The following is a 15,708-nucleotide window of genomic DNA, read 5'->3' as shown; positions in this document are numbered from 1 at the left end:
GAATGAAGGCTCTGCTTGTCGCAGACCGTCGCCGAAAGAATTCCTTGGTCATATGGGGCCTGCCGCATGTCTTTCAAACGCAGTATTGCCGCAGGCTTCATCGTTTTCCTCGCCATTTGCGGCGCCATTTCGTCGGCGCGTGCCGAGCCGTTCAAGATCGTCGGCTTCGGTGACAGCCTGATGGCGGGCTTCGGCCTTGGGCCGGACGAGGGCTTCACCGACAAACTGCAGGCCGCGCTTCGCGCCAAGGGCCATGACGTGACCGTCGCCAATGCCGGCGTTTCCGGCGACACGTCGAGCGGTGGCCTGGCGCGGCTCGACTGGTCGGTGCCGGACGGCACCCAGCTGGTCATCCTTGAACTCGGCGCCAACGACATGCTGCGCGGTGTCCCGCCCGACATCACGCAAAAGAACCTGGACGAGATGCTGGGCAAGCTGAGGGAGCGCAAGATTGCCGTGCTTTTGGCCGGCATGCGCGCCGCGCCCAATCTCGGTGCCGACTATCAGAACGCCTTTGACGCCATCTTTCCGCAGCTGGCCGGGAAATATGATGTTTCGCTCTACCCGTTCTTTCTCGACGGCGTCGCCGGCCAGCCTGGCCTGCAGCTCGAGGATGGCATGCATCCGAACGCCCGGGGCGTCGACCGGATGGTCGAACGCATCCTGCCGACGCTCGAGAAGGCCGTCGCGGCGGTGCCAGGAGGTTGGTGAGGCCGGACTGGACCTGTTTCCGTTGGGGAAGCTTTTTGGCAGGGACTGTGACCAACAAACCTCTTGCTCCGTTTGACTATCGATGATTCGCTACGGGTGACAGTTCGATTCGAGGAAGGGAGGCTCTTCATGCCGCGTCTTTTCACCGCCCTCGAAATACCGCGTGACGCCGCTCTTTCGCTGTCCCTGCTGCGGGGCGGCCTGCCAGGCGCCCGCTGGATCGACGTCGAAAACTACCATCTGACGCTGCGCTTCATCGGCGATGTCCCAGGCCATGTCGCCGACGAGATCGCCAACGCGCTCGACCGCGTTCACCGTCCCTCCTTCCCGCTGACGCTGTCCGGTGTCGGCGCTTTCGGCCAGAAGAAACCGCACGCGGTGTGGGCGGGCGCTTCCGCCTCGCCCGATCTGACGGCACTTCAGGGCGAAATCGAGCGCATCTGCCAGCGGCTCGGCATCCCCGCCGACCCGCGCAAGTTCATGCCGCATGTAACCCTAGCCCGGCTGCGCAATTCGACCCCGCTGGACGTCGCCCAGTATCTGTCGGCGCGCGGCAATTTCTCGACGCTGCCGTTCCGCGTCGGCCGCTTCGTTTTGATGTCGTCGCGCGATTCGGTCGGCGGCGGGCCCTATATCGTCGAGGAAGCCTGGCCGCTGTCGGGCAGTGACGCCCGCGCTTCCAGTCGCATAGCCAGCGCCTCTGACGCATCGCGGATCATGCGATAGACGGACGCGAACGCTTCCGCGCCGTCATGGTAGGGATCCGGCACGTCGCGCGCCGTTCCCTCGGCGAATTCCAGGAACAGGTGGATGCGCTCGTGCATGGCTGCCGGCGCCAGCGCCTTCAGGTCGCGGACATTCGACCGGTCCATGCCGAAAATCAGGTCGAAGCGATGAAAATCCCCGGATGTGACCTTGCGCGCCCGCTGTCCGGAAATATCGATGCCGTGACGCACCGCGACCGCGATTGAGCGTGGATCGGGGGCGGAGCCGACCTCCCAGCCGCTGGTGGCGGCTGAATCGAGCAGGATGTCCCGGCCCCGTCCGCGCTCCGCCCAGACGGCGCGAAACACGCCCTCGGCCAGCGGCGACCGGCAGATGTTGCCGAGGCAGACAAACAGAATGGAATTTATGGGCTTCGCGCGCATCGATCCGGCGTTATGGTGTCGGCTTCAGAGACTGTTCGAAATAGCACGGGAAATCGACATGGCGAGAGAGAAACTGGGCAGGGAAGCCGCTGAAGCAGCGCTGACCGGGCTCGACGGCTGGGTCCTCGCAAAGGACGCCGGCTCCATCAGCCGCACCTTCACCTTCAAGAATTTCTCCGAGGCCTTTGCCTTCATGACCCGTGTCGCGCTTGCCGCCGAAAAGATGGACCATCATCCGGAGTGGTCGAACGTCTACAAGACGGTCGACGTGACGCTCAACACCCATGATGTCGGCGGCTTGAGCGTGCTCGATATCGAGATGGCGAAGAAGATGAACCGCTATTTCGGCGGCTGAGTGCCTTCCGGACATGCCTGCGATTGAGCGGCGGACCTCAAATCGGAGCCGGCACTTGCAGCAGGGTTCGGATTTCACCACATCTTCCCCCGCGGGCATGCGCCAGGATGCGCATGTGCCCCCGCAAGGAGAGGTTGATGGCGCAAGAATCCGGTTTTGATTTCTTCGGCTTTGGCGACAAGCTCGGCGGCGAGAGCGAAGTGCGCGAGAAATTCTGGCGCACGGCGAAGAAGGCCGCACGGCAGATTCCGTTCATGGAAGAGGTCGTCGCCGCCTACTACTGCGCCATGGACAAGAACACGCCGTTGCGCGCCAAGGGCATATTGGTCGCCGCGCTCGGCTATTTCGTCCTGCCGGTGGACGTCATCCCCGACTTCGTCCTCGGGCTTGGCTTCACCGATGACATCGCCGTGCTGACCGCCGCCATCACCGCCGTCAGCGCCCACATCACGCCGGCGCACCGGCAGGCCGCCAAGGAGGCCATCGCCGACAAGGGCTGAGCGTCTCCACGCCAGCCCACGCCCCCTGGACATCGGCCTTAAGCGGCCAGGGAAAAAGTCAAACTCTTGCCGCTTTCGTGGCCTCCAAGTCGCCGAAGGGACGTCGCGCCACCCGCTGACGAGGCGGCGGCGCGGGAATGGCGGCGGTTTCCTCGGGTGAGGGTCCTTTTCTCGAAGGAGATTCACCGTTTGGTAACCCAGATTAAATCAAAATGAAGCGACGGGCAGGACGCCAAGCCGGCCTGCCGCCGCACCATTTGGGATACGGGAAAAACGATGCGCGGATTGATTGCTATAGTTTCGAGCCTGGTCCTGGTGGCCGCGGCAGCGCCGGCACTGGCGCAGTCGGCGACCAAGATCGGCCAGCACAATGCCTGGGGCACCTACAGCTACCAGGCATCGGGCGGCAAGGTCTGCTATGTCCTGACCGTGCCGACCGACAAGCAGCCGCCGACGCTCGACCATGGCGACATGTTCTTCTTCGTCAGCCAGCGGCCCGGCCAGCAGGTGTCCTACGAGCCGCAATTCATTGCCGGCTACAACTTCCAGGAAGGCTCCAAGGCCACCGTCACCATCGACAAGAAGTCCTTCTCGATGTTCACGCGCGGCAAGTCGGCCTGGGTCGAGAACGCCGCCGAGGAGCCGGTGCTGATCGCCGCCATGAAGACCGGCACCGACATGAAGGTGACGGCGAAGTCGGGCCGCGGCAATCCCACTTCCTATGTCTTCTCGCTGAAAGGCATTTCGGCGGCGCTGTCCTCGATCGCCAAGTGCAAATAGGCTGGCACGGCTCCCCCCTTCTCCCCCTGTGGGAGAAGGTGGCCGAGCGAAGCTCGGTCGGATGAGGGGTGTTCCAGTTTGGCGAAACCCTCCGTCCAGGCGCTGACCGACTGACGGCGGCCAGTTTACCAACGCCTCATTCCGTCCAACACCCCTCATCCGTCTCGGCGCTGCGCGCCGATCCACCTTCTCCCACAGGGGGAGAAGGAAAGGTCGTCCGGCATGACTCTGCCCTCAACCTGTGCTATGCGCCGCGCTTCATATCAGGCACGATGATGAAATCGGCCGCAAACCGCTTATATCAGTGCAACCATGACCCTTTCATTCGATCTTACCGCCGAAGGCGCCCGTGACGCATTGCGCGCCCGCGCAACACAGCCCGAGAAGCCGTCGCTGATCGGCCTGACGCGCGTCGAACTCGGCGAGGCTCTCGTCGCTTCGGGCATCGTGCCGGAGCGCCAGGCCAAGATGCGCGCCCAGCAGCTCTGGCACTGGATGTATGTGCGCGGCGTCTCCGACTTCGCCGGCATGTTCAACATCTCCAAGGATTTGCGCGCCGAGCTTGACAAGCATTTCACCGTCGCCAGGCCCGAGATCGTCGAGGAACAGATCTCTTCGGACGGCACACGAAAGTGGCTGTTCCGTTTTCCGCCGCGCGGCGCCGGCCGGCCGGTCGAGATCGAGACCGTCTATATTCCCGAAGAAGGCCGCGGCACGCTCTGCATCTCCTCGCAGGTCGGCTGCACGCTGACCTGCTCGTTCTGCCACACCGGCACGCAGAAGCTGGTGCGAAACCTCACCGCCGAGGAGATCCTGGCGCAATTGCTCACCGCGCGCGACCGGCTCGGCGACTTCCCCGACCGCGACACACCGGACGGCGCCATCGTGCCAGCCGAGGGCAGAAAAGTCTCCAACATCGTCATGATGGGCATGGGCGAGCCGCTCTACAATTTCGAGGCGGTGAAGAAGGCGCTGCTGATCGCCTCCGACGGCGACGGTCTTTCCCTGTCGAAGCGCCGCATCACGCTGTCGACCTCCGGCGTCGTGCCCGAGATTTTCCGCACTGGCGAAGAGATCGGCGTCATGCTGGCGATCTCGCTGCACGCCACCAATGACGATCTGCGCGACTTGCTTGTGCCGATCAACAAGAAGTATCCGCTGAAGGAACTGATCGCCGCCTGCCGCGCCTATCCCGGCCTGTCGAACGCCAGGCGCATCACCTTCGAATATGTGATGCTGAAGGACGTCAACGATTCCATCGAGGACGCCAAGGGGCTGATCAAGCTGCTCAAGGGCATTCCAGCCAAGATCAATTTGATCCCGTTCAACCCGTGGCCGGGCACCAACTACCAGTGCTCGGACTGGGAGACGATCGAGAAGTTCGCCGACTACATCAACAATGCCGGCTATGCCTCGCCGATCCGCACCCCGCGCGGCCGCGACATCCTGGCCGCCTGCGGCCAGCTCAAGTCGGACTCGGAGCGCATGCGCAAGGTCGACCGGCTGGCGCTGGAAGCCATGATGATCGCGGGGCACGGCGAGGCGTGAGCCGTCCCTTTGCCTGGCTGAAGCGCTTCGCCATCATAGCAGTCGGTTATATCACCGCCGTGCTGACCTCGATCCTGGTACCCGTGCTGCTGATCGCTCTTCTGGAAGGTGTGGAAGACGGGAACTGGTCCATCATTTTCGCATTCGACTGGCTGGGCTCCTTCCCGCTCGCCGTGTTGACCGTGATGGTCGGCGCCCTGTTGATCGTCGGCCCGGCAATCCTGGTCGCCGAACGGTTGTCGCTTCGAGGATGGTTCTACTTTGCGGTCACGGGTGCGATCACCTCCATCGCCTTTGGTGTTTCCATCCCGCGCTCGGCCGAAGGTTTTGTTTTCAATCCGGGCTATCTCGGTTTTCTGGCCACGGCCGGCATTGCCGCCGGTTTGGTCTACTGGCTTCTGGCCGGGCGCAAGTCCGGCCATCTCGCACGCTGGGATTTGGGATGAGCCGTTTCGCCGCCTACCTCGTCCGTTTCGCCGTCATCCTGTTCGGCTATGCGGTCGCCTCGCTGGCGGCGAGCGCCTTCCTCAACATCCTGTTCCTGGCCTCGCTCGGCTACACGCCGGAGCACGCGCAACCGGCGGCAGCAGCTTCCCTTTATTTTTCAATTCCCTTCATCGCCCTGTTCGTCGCCTATTTCGCCTTCATGCCGGCGGCGATCGTCATCCTGCTTGCCGAGATCCTCGGCCGGCGCGACTGGCTGTTCTATGCACTGGCGGGCGCGGTGGTTGCGGCGGTTTTCCTCGGCCTGGTCGACCATGCAGATGACGCCACTTTCGCGGTCAGGGACACCAGCGCCATCATGGCGGTGATTGGCGGCGGCATGGTGGGCGGCATCTTCTACTGGCTCAGCGCCGGGCGCTGGGCCGGAAGCTGGTGGCAGGACGGAACCGACCATGATCCCGAAAGGCGGAAATCGGCTTTCGGGAAGGATCCCGGTCAAACGGGAAGATGAAGCCTACTTCGCCTGCGCCGTCAGGATCTTGAGCGCGAAGGCGGAGAACACGCCGGCGAAGAGATAGTCGACCACCCGCGTGACGCGCGGGCTGGCCTTCATCGCCGCTGAAAATCTTTCCGCCGCCAGCACCATCGGCACGGTCACCGGGATGGACAGCACTATGAACATCGAGCCGAGGAAAAACAGCTTTCCGGGCGCGTTCGGATCATGCGCGGAGACGAACTGCGGCAGGAAGGTCATGAAGAACAGGATGATCTTCGGGTTGAGCAGGTTGACGCCAAGCCCCGCCGCCCAGCTGCGCAACAGCGAAATCCGGGGGCCTGTCTTCTTCTCCGGCGAAAAGGCCGAGCCCTTGGTGATCGCCTGCCAGGCCAGGAAGACCAGATAGCCGGCGCCAAAGATCTTCAATACGAAGAAGGCCATCGGCGAGGCAACGATCAGCGCCGAGACGCCGACCACCACCAGCGTGGTGTGGATCAGGGTGCCGCACAGCGCGCCGGCCATCGAGGCGAAGCCGGTGGCGCGGCCCTGGCTCAGCGTGCGCGAGACGAACAAGGTCATGTCCGGCCCCGGCGTGATCGCCAGGATCACGGTGGCGATGGCGAACTGGATCAGCGTGGTGGTGTCGGGAATGAAGGACATGGGTGGCCCCGGGGGATCGGACACGCAGCCTTTAGGGGATAGGGCCTGCGGTTGCCAGCGGCTGGGTGATTGAAACGCTGATCCAGCCCCCTTGAATCGCCTGTCCGCTTGCCGCCTCGCGGCGATCCACGGCGTTCATCTCTTGCGGTGACCGGAAACGGCGTGATACCTCGCCCGCCGAGAACTCCTGTCGCGGAACCGCCAAATGTCAAAAGCAAAAGACGTCAAGAAGGTCGTGCTCGCCTATTCCGGCGGCCTCGACACATCCATCATCCTGAAATGGCTGCAGACCGAACTCGGTGCCGAAGTGGTGACCTTCACCGCCGATCTTGGCCAGGGCGGCGAACTCGAGCCGGCGCGCCGCAAGGCGGAGATGATGGGCATCAAGGACATCCGCGTCGTCGACGTGCGCGAGGAGTTCGTGTCCGACTTCGTCTTTCCGATGTTCCGCGCCAATGCCGTCTATGAAGGCACCTACCTCCTGGGCACCTCGATCGCGCGGCCGCTGATCTCCAAGCACCTGGTCGAGATCGCCAGGGAAACCGGCGCCGACGCGATCGCCCACGGCGCCACCGGCAAGGGCAACGACCAGGTTCGTTTCGAGCTTTCCGCCTACGCGCTGAACCCCGACATCAAGGTCATCGCGCCATGGCGCGACTGGTCGTTCAAGTCGCGCACCGACCTGATCAACTTCGCCGAGCAGCACCAGATCCCGGTGCCGAAGGACAAGAAAGGCGACGCGCCGTTCTCGGTCGACGCCAACCTGCTGCATTCGTCCTCCGAGGGCAAAGTGCTGGAAGATCCGTGGAGCGAGCCGCCGGAATTCGTGCACCAGCGCACCGTTTCGCCGATGGACGCGCCGGACAAGGTCACCGAGATCGAGATCGAATTCCTCAAGGGCGATCCGATCGCGCTCAACGGCAAGAAGCTGTCGCCGGCAACCATGCTGGCGGCGCTCAACGATCTCGGCCGCGACAATGGCATCGGCCGGCTCGATCTGGTCGAGAACCGTTTCGTCGGCATGAAATCGCGGGGCGTTTATGAGACTCCCGGCGGCACGATCCTGATCGCGGCCCACCGCGCCATCGAATCGATCACGCTCGATCGTGGGGCCGCCCACCTCAAGGACGAGTTCATGCCGCGCTACGCCGAGCTGATCTACAATGGCTTCTGGTTCGCGCCCGAGCGCCTGATGCTGCAGGCGATGATCGACAAGAGCCAGGAAGACGTCGAAGGCACGGTGCGGCTGAAGCTCTACAAGGGCAACGTGATGGTCACCGGCCGCAAGTCGAAGAAGACGCTCTATTCCGATGCGCTGGTCACCTTCGAGGACGACCGCGGCGCCTACGACCAGAAGGACGCCGCCGGCTTCATCCGCCTCAACGCGCTGCGGCTGAGGACGCTTGCCGCGCGCAATCGCAACAAATAACTCGGATGCCTTGCCTCGGCCGAGGCCTGGCGCCGCTGGTTCTTCTGGCGGGTCCGGCCATGGCCGAGGATTTCGATCCGCCCTCTGCCGGCGTGAGCCTCGCCGCGCGCATCACGCTCGGCGTCTCGAAAAAAAAGCCCGGCGCATAGCCGGGCTCTTGCTCTTTCTATCGGCAGAAATTTCTATCAGTCGGCATCGATCGCCATGGCGATGCGGGCGATGGCCTGCTGATAGACGCTCGCGGAGTTCCAGCCGGCAATTGCGCCCATATTCGCCTGCGCGCTCGCGCCAGCCCGCCAACCATGACCCTTGAGGAAGTTGGCGGTGGAGGCCAACGCCGTGTTCCTGTCGCGCAGGTTTCCGTTGCCGACCGCATACTTCAAGACATTTCCGGGCAGGAACTGCGTGTGGCCAATCTCGCCATGCATGGCGCCGACAGACGAGGCGGTCAATGCTCCGCGATCGACCAGCTTCAGGGCTGCAATGGCGTGCGGATAGAAGTAGTCCGGGCGACGGCAATCATAAGCAAGCGTCAAAATGGCGGAAACCGTGTTCTGGTTGCCCATGGAGGCACCGAAGCCCGTCTCCATGCCCCAGATGGCGAGCAACACACCCGGCGACACGCCGTAGTTCCGTTCGATCTGGCTGAACAGCGCCGCGTTCGACTTCTTCAGCGAACGACCCTTGGAAATGATCGTGGCCCCGCCACGACGCTTCATGAAATCTTCCACCGAGCCGCTGAAAGCCTTGTGGATGGCGCGGTCGGCGGAGATCGTCCTTGTTGCGTAGGTGGCGCCAGCCAGTGCGGACAGCCCCCTCGAGCCCACACCTTCGGCCTTGGCCTGCTCGGCAAAATCCTGCTTCCAGGCATCGAAGCCGGCGCCGGTCTTGCCACAGCTGCCCGCCGCCTGCGCGCCCGTCGCCAGCGCAAGCACCGCCACCACCGCAGCCACTAAAATCCTACCCTTGGCAAGAAATGCCATGTTGTTCTCCTGGTTGTCTGATTCACGTCCCAGCTGCGAATTTGCCAGCGAAACACGCCCTTGTCACTGCCAAGAAGTCGTCACGTGGTTTCGTCGCGCGCCGCCGCCAGCGAATGGTGAGAACTTGACTACGATCAGGTGTTTAATGTGGCAAGATATGTCGTTCCAGCAACCAGCGGCAAAATAACCTGAGCGCACCGAGGAACACCGGCAGGTGGCGAACGTTTGAGACCTTTATCGATCGGGTGCCTGATGAAATCGAGACCTGCATGAAGCTCTTCGACTGCCCGCATTGCGGCCATCGTCTATACTTCGAGAACGCCCAGTGCCTGAACTGCGGCAGCCTCGTGCTCTACTATCCGGAGCACGCACGTTTCGCCCTGTCGGGCGTCGACGGCATTTTCCAGTGCACCAATGCCGATGAATGCGCCTGCAACTGGATGGCCGAGCCGGGACAGGCTTTTTGCCAGGCGTGCGTGCTGAACAAGCTGATCCCGGATCTCTCCGTCGACGGCAATCGCCGCCGCTGGATCCGCGTCGAGGCGGCAAAGAAGCGCGCCATCTATTCGCTGCTGGCCTTCGGCCTGCCGGTCGCGCCCAAGCAGGACCCTGCCGACGAGGCCGGCCTTGCCTTCGACTTCCTGGCCGATCCGATTGGCGGCGGTCCGGGCGGCGAGCGCATCCTGACCGGCCACGACAACGGCCTGATCACGCTCAACGTCGCCGAGGCCGATTCGGCCGAGCGTGAGAAACGTCGCGTCGAGATGGGTGAGAACTATCGCACCTTGCTCGGCCACTTTCGCCATGAGCTCGGCCATTATTACTGGGATCGCCTGATCCGCGACGTCCCGGAAAGGCTTGTCGCTTTCCGCGCTTTGTTCGGCGACGACCGCGCCGGCTACGAACAGGCGCTGCAGACTTATTACGCCGGTGGCGCGCCGCCCGACTGGCAACAGAGCCACATCTCGCCCTATGCCACCTCCCATCCGTGGGAAGACTGGGCGGAGACCTGGGCCCATTATCTGCACATCACCGACACGCTGGAAATGGTCCGTGCGCTGAACTTTCCGCTTGGCCGGCTGGCGACGGTGGAGGCGAACGACTTGCCACGGGGCGACACCGGTGGCGAACCGCAGGCGGCGCCATCGGAGCCTTCGGCTGCAGCCGAGCCGTTCGAAAGGATCCTCGCCCGCTGGCTGGTGCTGTCGGAGGCCTCCAACTCCATAAACCGCTGCATGGGCCTGCCCGACCTCTATCCCTTCATTATCTCCGACGTCACGGCGCGCAAACTGGCCTTCGTTCACGAACTTCTGACCGGTCTGCCGAAAGAAACCGGAACAAATCGTGAGTTGGCTCAGGCATTTTAGCCGGAACGCATACGCCACAGCTCCGTTTCGCTGGCGAGGGACCACGAAAACGGAGAGAACCCATGAAATCCATACTGTTTCCCGCGATCGCCGGGATGCTCACCGTGATGTCGGGTGCCGCGCTTGCCGACACCGCCGTCTCCGCCGTCACCGATCTCAACGTGCGCGCCGGCCCCGGCCCGCAATATCCTGTCATCGGCGTGCTCGCCGCCGGACAGTCGGCGACGCTCAATGGCTGCATCGAAAACAGCAAATGGTGCACCATCGCCGAAGCCGGCGGCCAGGGCTGGGTCTATTCCGACTATGTGACGGCCGACTTTGGCGGCAGCCGGGTCGTGCTGACGCAACGGCCGCACGGTTCCAGCGTTACAATCGTTTCACCGCCGGAAGACATAGGAAACTATCCGGGCGACTATACCGGAGCCATCGTTGCCGGTGAACCTGTCGAGGACGTTTTCCCGCCACCGCCGTCCGAGGTCAGAACCTATGTCGACACGCACCGCCTCGACCCCGTCTATCTGGACGGAGAGGTCGTCACCGGTGCAACCCTGCCCGACACCGTCGAGCTGCGCGAAATTCCAGACTACAACTACCGCTATGTCTATGTGAACGGTCAGCCGGCGCTGATCGATCCGCAGACACGGCGCATCATGTACGTGGTGCGCTGACAGCTCGAGCGGCCGCCACCGCGGCGGCCGCTTGCGACACGAGTGCCGATCCCACGGTACCGCGCTTCACATGACAGCGCGGCCGCCGCGCATGAATCCTTTGCGAAAACGATTCCGATTTTCGGGACCATCAGCTAGATCAACAGATGATGGATTCGGCAAAGGAGCCAGCGTGACACCAGACCCTGCCGCCTTCGAACGCTACCGGCGGTCGCCGAACCACAAGACGACCTTGCCGCGCCTTTTGCTGGGAACAGCGATCGTCATCCTGTTCTGGGCCGCAACGACGGTGGCCGTGCTGTTCGGCGCCGCCTATGCCTTCTTCACCTGGCAGGCAGCGGCCGCTCCCCCATCCGGCATGCAGGGGTTCCTTGCCTCGCCCATGGGCATCCTCACCGCGCTCGCCTCTTTTGCGGGCATCTGGATCGGCCTGTGGATCGCCATGCGCTGGGTCCACGGCGAGAAGCTGTCGGCTCTCTTCGGCGTCGGCCGTCGCGTTTCGCGATCGGGCTTCCTCAAGGGGCTGGTGGCGGTGCTGATCACCTCGCTTGTGTCCGAAATCCTGCTCTACCTGCTGCAGCCCGAGATCGCGCGCGGCGCGATCAGCCTGTCGTCCTGGCTGCTGTTCCTGGTCCCGATCGTCGCGCTGACCTTGCTGCAGACGTCGTCGGAAGAGATGCTGTTTCGCGGCTACCTGATGCGCGGCCTGGCCAACCGGTTCAAGAGCCCGGTCATCTGGGCGCTGCTGCCTGGCCTGCTGTTCACCTCGCTGCATTGGAGCCCGAGCTCGACCGCCGCCATCAACGCCTGCGTCCTGGCCTCGATCGCCGCTTTCGCCCTGCTGTTGACGCTCGTGGTCCATGCCACCGGCAATCTCGGCGCGGCCTTCGGCGCCCATCTCGGCAACAATCTGACCGGTTTTCTGCTGATCTCGCATCAGGAAAGCTACAATTCCTTCGCTTTGTTCAACGCCAGGCCGCTCGAGGGGCCGGGCTGGACGACGTCGGACGCGGTTCTGATCGCCTTTATCGGCATTGCCTGCAGCCTGCTGACGATTGCCTTGCTTCTGCATCCACGCTCGCCGCTCAGGGTTGCCGCCGAGCTTCCGGACCGGACGCGTGCGACCTGAATGCGGCTCACAAAGCAACGCGGCTCGGCGATAGCGTCTCGGTTTGAAATTAGCGTAACCGCCTAATTTCTTGCCCGAGCTGTGCAAACGCTTATATGTTTGGTGAACATAGGAAGCGTCATGATTGCCAAGTACACAACCGCCGAAGGTATGGCCCGAACTGTAGGTGTCGATCCGAACACGTTCCGCGAAGCGTTGCGCAATGTGAAGCACCCTCGGAAACGCAACACCGATTGGGAAGTGAAGATTGACAGCCCGTCATATTCGGGGATGCGCACCGTACTGGCCAGTCTCCTGCGACGGAAGGCAGCCTGACGCCCACCAAAGTCTGCGCGTTCGGGGTTGAGGTGCTTCCGAATTTCAAACTGAGACACCACCGGCTCGGCCCTTGTCTTGACTCTGCGGCCGATTTCCTGTCTACACGCCCCGAATTCCGCGACGAGTATCCCTCCGAGCAAGCCGACCAGGACGCCGAAACCTCTTCGAGGTGAAGTGCTGTAAATCGATCCTGGAGGCCAACACCCGGCAGCGCTGAGCGCCCCCGGGTGCTTTTTGGTTTTGGCTTTTGCTTTTGCTTGGACACTTGGCGCGAACGCATTACCTCTCGGGTCGAATGAACCGAGATCGAAGGACGCAAGATGTTTGAATCGCTTCAGGAGCGCCTTGGCTCCATCCTGAACGGCCTGACCGGCCGCGGCGCGCTGTCGGAGGCTGATGTCTCGGCGGCGCTGCGCGAGGTGCGCCGTGCGCTGCTCGAGGCCGACGTCGCGCTGGAAGTGGTGCGCTCCTTCACCGACAAGGTGCGTGAGAAGGCCGTCGGCGCCGCGGTGCTGAAGTCGATCAAGCCCGGCCAGATGGTCGTCAAGATCGTCCATGACGAGCTGGTCGACATGCTGGGCGCCGAGGGCGTCGCCGTCGATCTCAATGCGCCGGCGCCGGTCGTCGTCATGATGGTCGGCCTGCAGGGCTCCGGCAAGACGACCACTTCGGCCAAGATCGCCAAACGGCTGACCGAGCGTCAGAACAAGAAGGTCCTGATGGCCTCGCTCGACACGCGGCGCCCCGCCGCGCAGGAGCAGTTGCGCCAGCTCGGCGAGCAGGTGAAGGTCGCGACTTTGCCGATCATTGCCGGCCAGAACCCGGTCGATATCGCCAAGCGCGCCGTGCAGGCGGCCAAGCTCGGCGGCCATGACGTCGTCATCCTGGACACCGCCGGCCGCACCCATATCGACGAGCCGCTGATGGTCGAGATGGCCGACATCAAGAAGGTGTCGAGCCCGCACGAAATCCTGCTGGTCGCCGACTCGCTGACCGGCCAGGACGCCGTGAACCTGGCGAAAAGCTTCGACGAGCGCGTTGGCATCACCGGCCTGGTGCTGACCCGCATGGACGGCGACGGCCGTGGTGGCGCGGCACTTTCGATGCGCGCCGTCACCGGCAAGCCGATCAAGCTGATCGGCACCGGCGAGAAGATGGACGGGCTGGAGGAATTCCACCCCAAGCGCATCGCCGACCGCATCCTCGGCATGGGCGACATCGTCAGCCTGGTCGAAAAGGCCGCCGAGAACATCGACGCCGAGCAGGCGGCGGCGATGGCCAGGAAGATGCAGTCGGGCAAGTTCGACCTGAACGACCTCGCCCAGCAGCTTCAGCAGATGTCGAAGATGGGCGGCATGGGCGGCATCATGGGCATGATGCCCGGCATGGGCAAGATGAAGGACCAGATGGCCGCCGCCGGTCTCGACGACAAGATGTTCGGCCGCCAGCTCGCCATCATCTCGTCGATGACCAAGGCCGAGCGCGCCAACCCCGATATTCTCAAGCACTCGCGCAAGAAGCGCATCGCCGCCGGCTCCGGCACCGACGCGGCCGAGATCAACAAGCTGCTCAAGATGCATCGCGGCATGGCCGACATGATGAAGGCGATGGGCGGTAAGGGCAAAGGCGGCGGCCTCATGCGCGGCATGATGGGCGGCCTCGCCTCGAAAATGGGCCTCGGCGGCATGATGCCAGGCGGCGGCCCCGGGGGCATGATGGGCGGCGGCATGCCCGATCTGTCGAAGATGGACCCCAGGCAGCTCGAAGCCTTGCAGAAGCAGGCGCAGGCGGCCGGCCTCGGCGGCATGAAGGGCCTGCCCGGTGGTCTTCCCGGCGGCGGCGGCCTGCCCGGTTTGCCCGGCGGTATGAAGCTTCCCGGCCTGCCCGGTCTCGGCGGCGGCCTGCCCGGCCTCGGCAAGAAGAAGTGAGGACGCCATGAACGAAGAAAAAGACATGGCCGACGCACGCACCGTCCTGGCCGACTATCGCGCCTCGATCGACAACATCGACGCGGCCCTCATCCACATGCTGGCCGAGCGCTTCCGCTGCACCAAGGCGGTTGGCGTGCTGAAGGCGACGCATGGCTTGCCGCCGGCCGATCCGGCGCGCGAGCAGCAGCAGATCGCCCGTCTTCGCCAGCTGGCGAAGGACGCCCATCTCGACCCGGATTTCGCTGAGAAATTCCTCAACTTCGTCGTCCGCGAAGTGATCCGCCACCACGAACAGATCGCCGCTTCCAACGGCGTGACGAAAGCCGGCTGACCGGTGCATGTCGCCCAAAAGTGCTCAGCGGTTTTGGGACAACGACATGCACAAACAAAAAATTCAGCCACCAACCGATCAACGACATCAGAGCTTTTAGGAGAAAAGAAATGGCACTGAAGATCCGACTGGCCCGCGCGGGCTCGAAGAAGCGTCCTTACTACCACGTCGTCGTCGCCGACGCCCGTTCGCCCCGCGACGGCCGTTTCATCGAGTCGCTCGGCTCGTGGAACCCGCTGCTGCCCAAGGACGGCGAGCGCGTCAAGGTCGACGCCGACCGCGTCAAGCATTGGCTGTCGCACGGCGCCCAGCCGACCGACCGCGTGCTGCGCTTCCTCGACGAGGCCGGCATTGCCAAGCGCGACGCCCGCTCCAACCCGAAGAAGGCCGAGCCGGGCAAGAAGGCGCAGGAACGCGCCGCCCTGTTGAAGAAGGCGCAGGAAGACGCCGCTGCCGCCGTCGCGGCCGCAGCCGCCGCACCGGCCGAGGCGGAAGCCGCCACCGCCGAATAAGCATTGCGTCAGAGCATCGGGGAAAACGGCGGGCCTAGGCCCGCCGTTTTGCTGTTTCGACTTCGTTTGTCGAACGCGGCCCGGTCAATAGCCGCGCGGGCAGCGGTCTACATAGACACGGCCGTGACGGTCGCGATAGCGGCATTGGCCGCTTTCGCTGGCATGGCCTATCAGGGCGCCCGCAACGGCGCCAACCGCGCCTCCGACGATAGCGCCTTGGACAGGATCTCCGGCAACGGCTGCGCCGATCGCAGCGCCGCCAAGGCCGCCGACCGCGGCGCCTTTTTCCGTCTGCGAGCACGCACCGAGCGCCGTCGCCAATACCAGAATAGTCAGGATTTTCTTCATTTTCGTTCCTCTCACACGCGGATCGCCGTCTCGCCGCCGAGTCCTTAACT

The 15,708-nt window shown here is 63.7% G+C and carries 20 protein-coding genes; 16 read left to right on the top strand and 4 right to left on the bottom strand.

Annotated elements, in window-relative coordinates; all coding sequences use genetic code 11:
* Positions 1–66: 66 nt before the first annotated feature.
* Both OOJ09_RS07845 and thpR read left to right on the top strand, forming a co-directional pair.
* Complete coding sequence (locus OOJ09_RS07845; RefSeq protein ID WP_269904638.1) at positions 67–711, top strand: arylesterase; 645 nt, start codon at positions 67–69, stop codon at positions 709–711.
* A gap of 129 nt (positions 712–840) precedes the next feature.
* Positions 841–1,437 carry an RNA 2',3'-cyclic phosphodiesterase gene (gene thpR / locus OOJ09_RS07840; protein WP_269904637.1) on the top strand — a complete coding sequence of 199 codons (597 nt, stop codon included), beginning with the start codon at positions 841–843 and terminating at the stop codon, positions 1,435–1,437.
* Here thpR and OOJ09_RS07835 read toward each other — a convergent pair.
* A complete protein-coding gene (locus OOJ09_RS07835; protein ID WP_269904636.1) occupies positions 1,341–1,859 on the bottom strand; it encodes a low molecular weight protein-tyrosine-phosphatase in 519 nt (172 codons plus the stop codon). The genes thpR and OOJ09_RS07835 overlap by 97 nt on opposite strands.
* A gap of 58 nt (positions 1,860–1,917) precedes the next feature.
* On the opposite strand from OOJ09_RS07835, the gene OOJ09_RS07830 reads away from it, so the two are divergent.
* The 6 genes from OOJ09_RS07830 to OOJ09_RS07805 all read left to right on the top strand — a co-directional run bounded on the left by OOJ09_RS07830 (position 1,918) and on the right by OOJ09_RS07805 (position 5,997).
* Complete coding sequence (locus OOJ09_RS07830; protein WP_269904635.1) at positions 1,918–2,214, top strand: 4a-hydroxytetrahydrobiopterin dehydratase; 297 nt, start codon at positions 1,918–1,920, stop codon at positions 2,212–2,214.
* Between the two features lie 137 nt (positions 2,215–2,351).
* Positions 2,352–2,714: a YkvA family protein gene (locus OOJ09_RS07825; RefSeq protein WP_269904634.1), complete on the top strand. Its 363-nt coding sequence runs from the start codon at positions 2,352–2,354 to the stop codon at positions 2,712–2,714.
* A gap of 276 nt (positions 2,715–2,990) precedes the next feature.
* Positions 2,991–3,494 (top strand): invasion associated locus B family protein, encoded by a 504-nt coding sequence (locus OOJ09_RS07820; RefSeq protein ID WP_091575980.1) that lies wholly within the window; start codon positions 2,991–2,993, stop codon positions 3,492–3,494.
* A gap of 312 nt (positions 3,495–3,806) precedes the next feature.
* A complete protein-coding gene (gene rlmN / locus OOJ09_RS07815) occupies positions 3,807–5,042 on the top strand; it encodes a 23S rRNA (adenine(2503)-C(2))-methyltransferase RlmN (RefSeq protein ID WP_269904633.1) in 1,236 nt (411 codons plus the stop codon).
* 59 nt (positions 5,043–5,101) lie between these two features.
* Positions 5,102–5,488 carry a hypothetical protein gene (locus tag OOJ09_RS07810; RefSeq protein WP_269904632.1) on the top strand — a complete coding sequence of 129 codons (387 nt, stop codon included), beginning with the start codon at positions 5,102–5,104 and terminating at the stop codon, positions 5,486–5,488.
* A complete protein-coding gene (locus OOJ09_RS07805; RefSeq protein ID WP_269904631.1) occupies positions 5,485–5,997 on the top strand; it encodes a hypothetical protein in 513 nt (170 codons plus the stop codon). The genes OOJ09_RS07810 and OOJ09_RS07805 overlap by 4 nt, the downstream gene beginning before the upstream one ends.
* 3 nt (positions 5,998–6,000) lie before the next feature.
* On the opposite strand, the gene OOJ09_RS07800 is transcribed toward OOJ09_RS07805, so the two are convergent.
* Positions 6,001–6,642: a LysE family translocator gene (locus OOJ09_RS07800; protein ID WP_269904630.1), complete on the bottom strand. Its 642-nt coding sequence runs from the start codon at positions 6,640–6,642 to the stop codon at positions 6,001–6,003.
* Between the two features lie 205 nt (positions 6,643–6,847).
* On the opposite strand from OOJ09_RS07800, the gene OOJ09_RS07795 reads away from it, so the two are divergent.
* Positions 6,848–8,071, top strand: a complete 1,224-nt coding sequence (locus OOJ09_RS07795) for an argininosuccinate synthase (RefSeq protein WP_269904629.1) — start codon at positions 6,848–6,850, stop codon at positions 8,069–8,071.
* A gap of 185 nt (positions 8,072–8,256) precedes the next feature.
* Here the strand turns inward: OOJ09_RS07795 and OOJ09_RS07790 are convergent, their stop codons facing one another.
* Complete coding sequence (locus OOJ09_RS07790) at positions 8,257–9,054, bottom strand: lytic murein transglycosylase (protein ID WP_269904628.1); 798 nt, start codon at positions 9,052–9,054, stop codon at positions 8,257–8,259.
* A 269-nt stretch (positions 9,055–9,323) separates the two neighbouring features.
* Between OOJ09_RS07790 and OOJ09_RS07785 the strand changes: the two genes are divergently transcribed.
* The 7 genes from OOJ09_RS07785 to rpsP all read left to right on the top strand — a co-directional run bounded on the left by OOJ09_RS07785 (position 9,324) and on the right by rpsP (position 15,310).
* The gene (locus OOJ09_RS07785; RefSeq protein ID WP_269904627.1) at positions 9,324–10,421 is read left to right on the top strand and encodes a zinc-binding metallopeptidase family protein; all 1,098 of its coding nucleotides are present in this window, start codon (positions 9,324–9,326) and stop codon (positions 10,419–10,421) included.
* A 62-nt stretch (positions 10,422–10,483) separates the two neighbouring features.
* Positions 10,484–11,089 (top strand): DUF1236 domain-containing protein, encoded by a 606-nt coding sequence (locus tag OOJ09_RS07780; protein WP_269904626.1) that lies wholly within the window; start codon positions 10,484–10,486, stop codon positions 11,087–11,089.
* 172 nt (positions 11,090–11,261) lie between these two features.
* Complete coding sequence (locus OOJ09_RS07775; RefSeq protein WP_269904625.1) at positions 11,262–12,218, top strand: CPBP family intramembrane glutamic endopeptidase; 957 nt, start codon at positions 11,262–11,264, stop codon at positions 12,216–12,218.
* Positions 12,219–12,338: 120 nt separating this feature from the next.
* Positions 12,339–12,533 (top strand): hypothetical protein, encoded by a 195-nt coding sequence (locus tag OOJ09_RS07770; RefSeq protein ID WP_269904624.1) that lies wholly within the window; start codon positions 12,339–12,341, stop codon positions 12,531–12,533.
* Between the two features lie 323 nt (positions 12,534–12,856).
* Positions 12,857–14,464, top strand: coding sequence for a signal recognition particle protein (gene ffh, locus OOJ09_RS07765; protein WP_269904623.1), 1,608 nt, complete (start codon positions 12,857–12,859; stop codon positions 14,462–14,464).
* A gap of 7 nt (positions 14,465–14,471) precedes the next feature.
* Positions 14,472–14,798: a chorismate mutase gene (locus tag OOJ09_RS07760; protein WP_269904622.1), complete on the top strand. Its 327-nt coding sequence runs from the start codon at positions 14,472–14,474 to the stop codon at positions 14,796–14,798.
* A 110-nt stretch (positions 14,799–14,908) separates the two neighbouring features.
* Entirely contained in the window at positions 14,909–15,310 is a 402-nt protein-coding gene (rpsP, locus tag OOJ09_RS07755) for a 30S ribosomal protein S16 (RefSeq protein WP_172222069.1), read from the top strand.
* A gap of 84 nt (positions 15,311–15,394) precedes the next feature.
* Here the strand turns inward: rpsP and OOJ09_RS07750 are convergent, their stop codons facing one another.
* On the bottom strand, positions 15,395–15,658 hold the full coding sequence (locus OOJ09_RS07750) for a YMGG-like glycine zipper-containing protein (RefSeq protein WP_269904621.1): 264 nt from the start codon (positions 15,656–15,658) through the stop codon (positions 15,395–15,397).
* Positions 15,659–15,708: the final 50 nt, after the last annotated feature.

Source organism: Mesorhizobium qingshengii, assembly GCF_027563465.1.
Lineage (GTDB): Bacteria > Pseudomonadota > Alphaproteobacteria > Rhizobiales > Rhizobiaceae > Mesorhizobium > Mesorhizobium qingshengii_A.
Note: the sequence above shows the minus strand (reverse complement) of the source record. Positions and strands in the feature narration are given on the sequence as shown.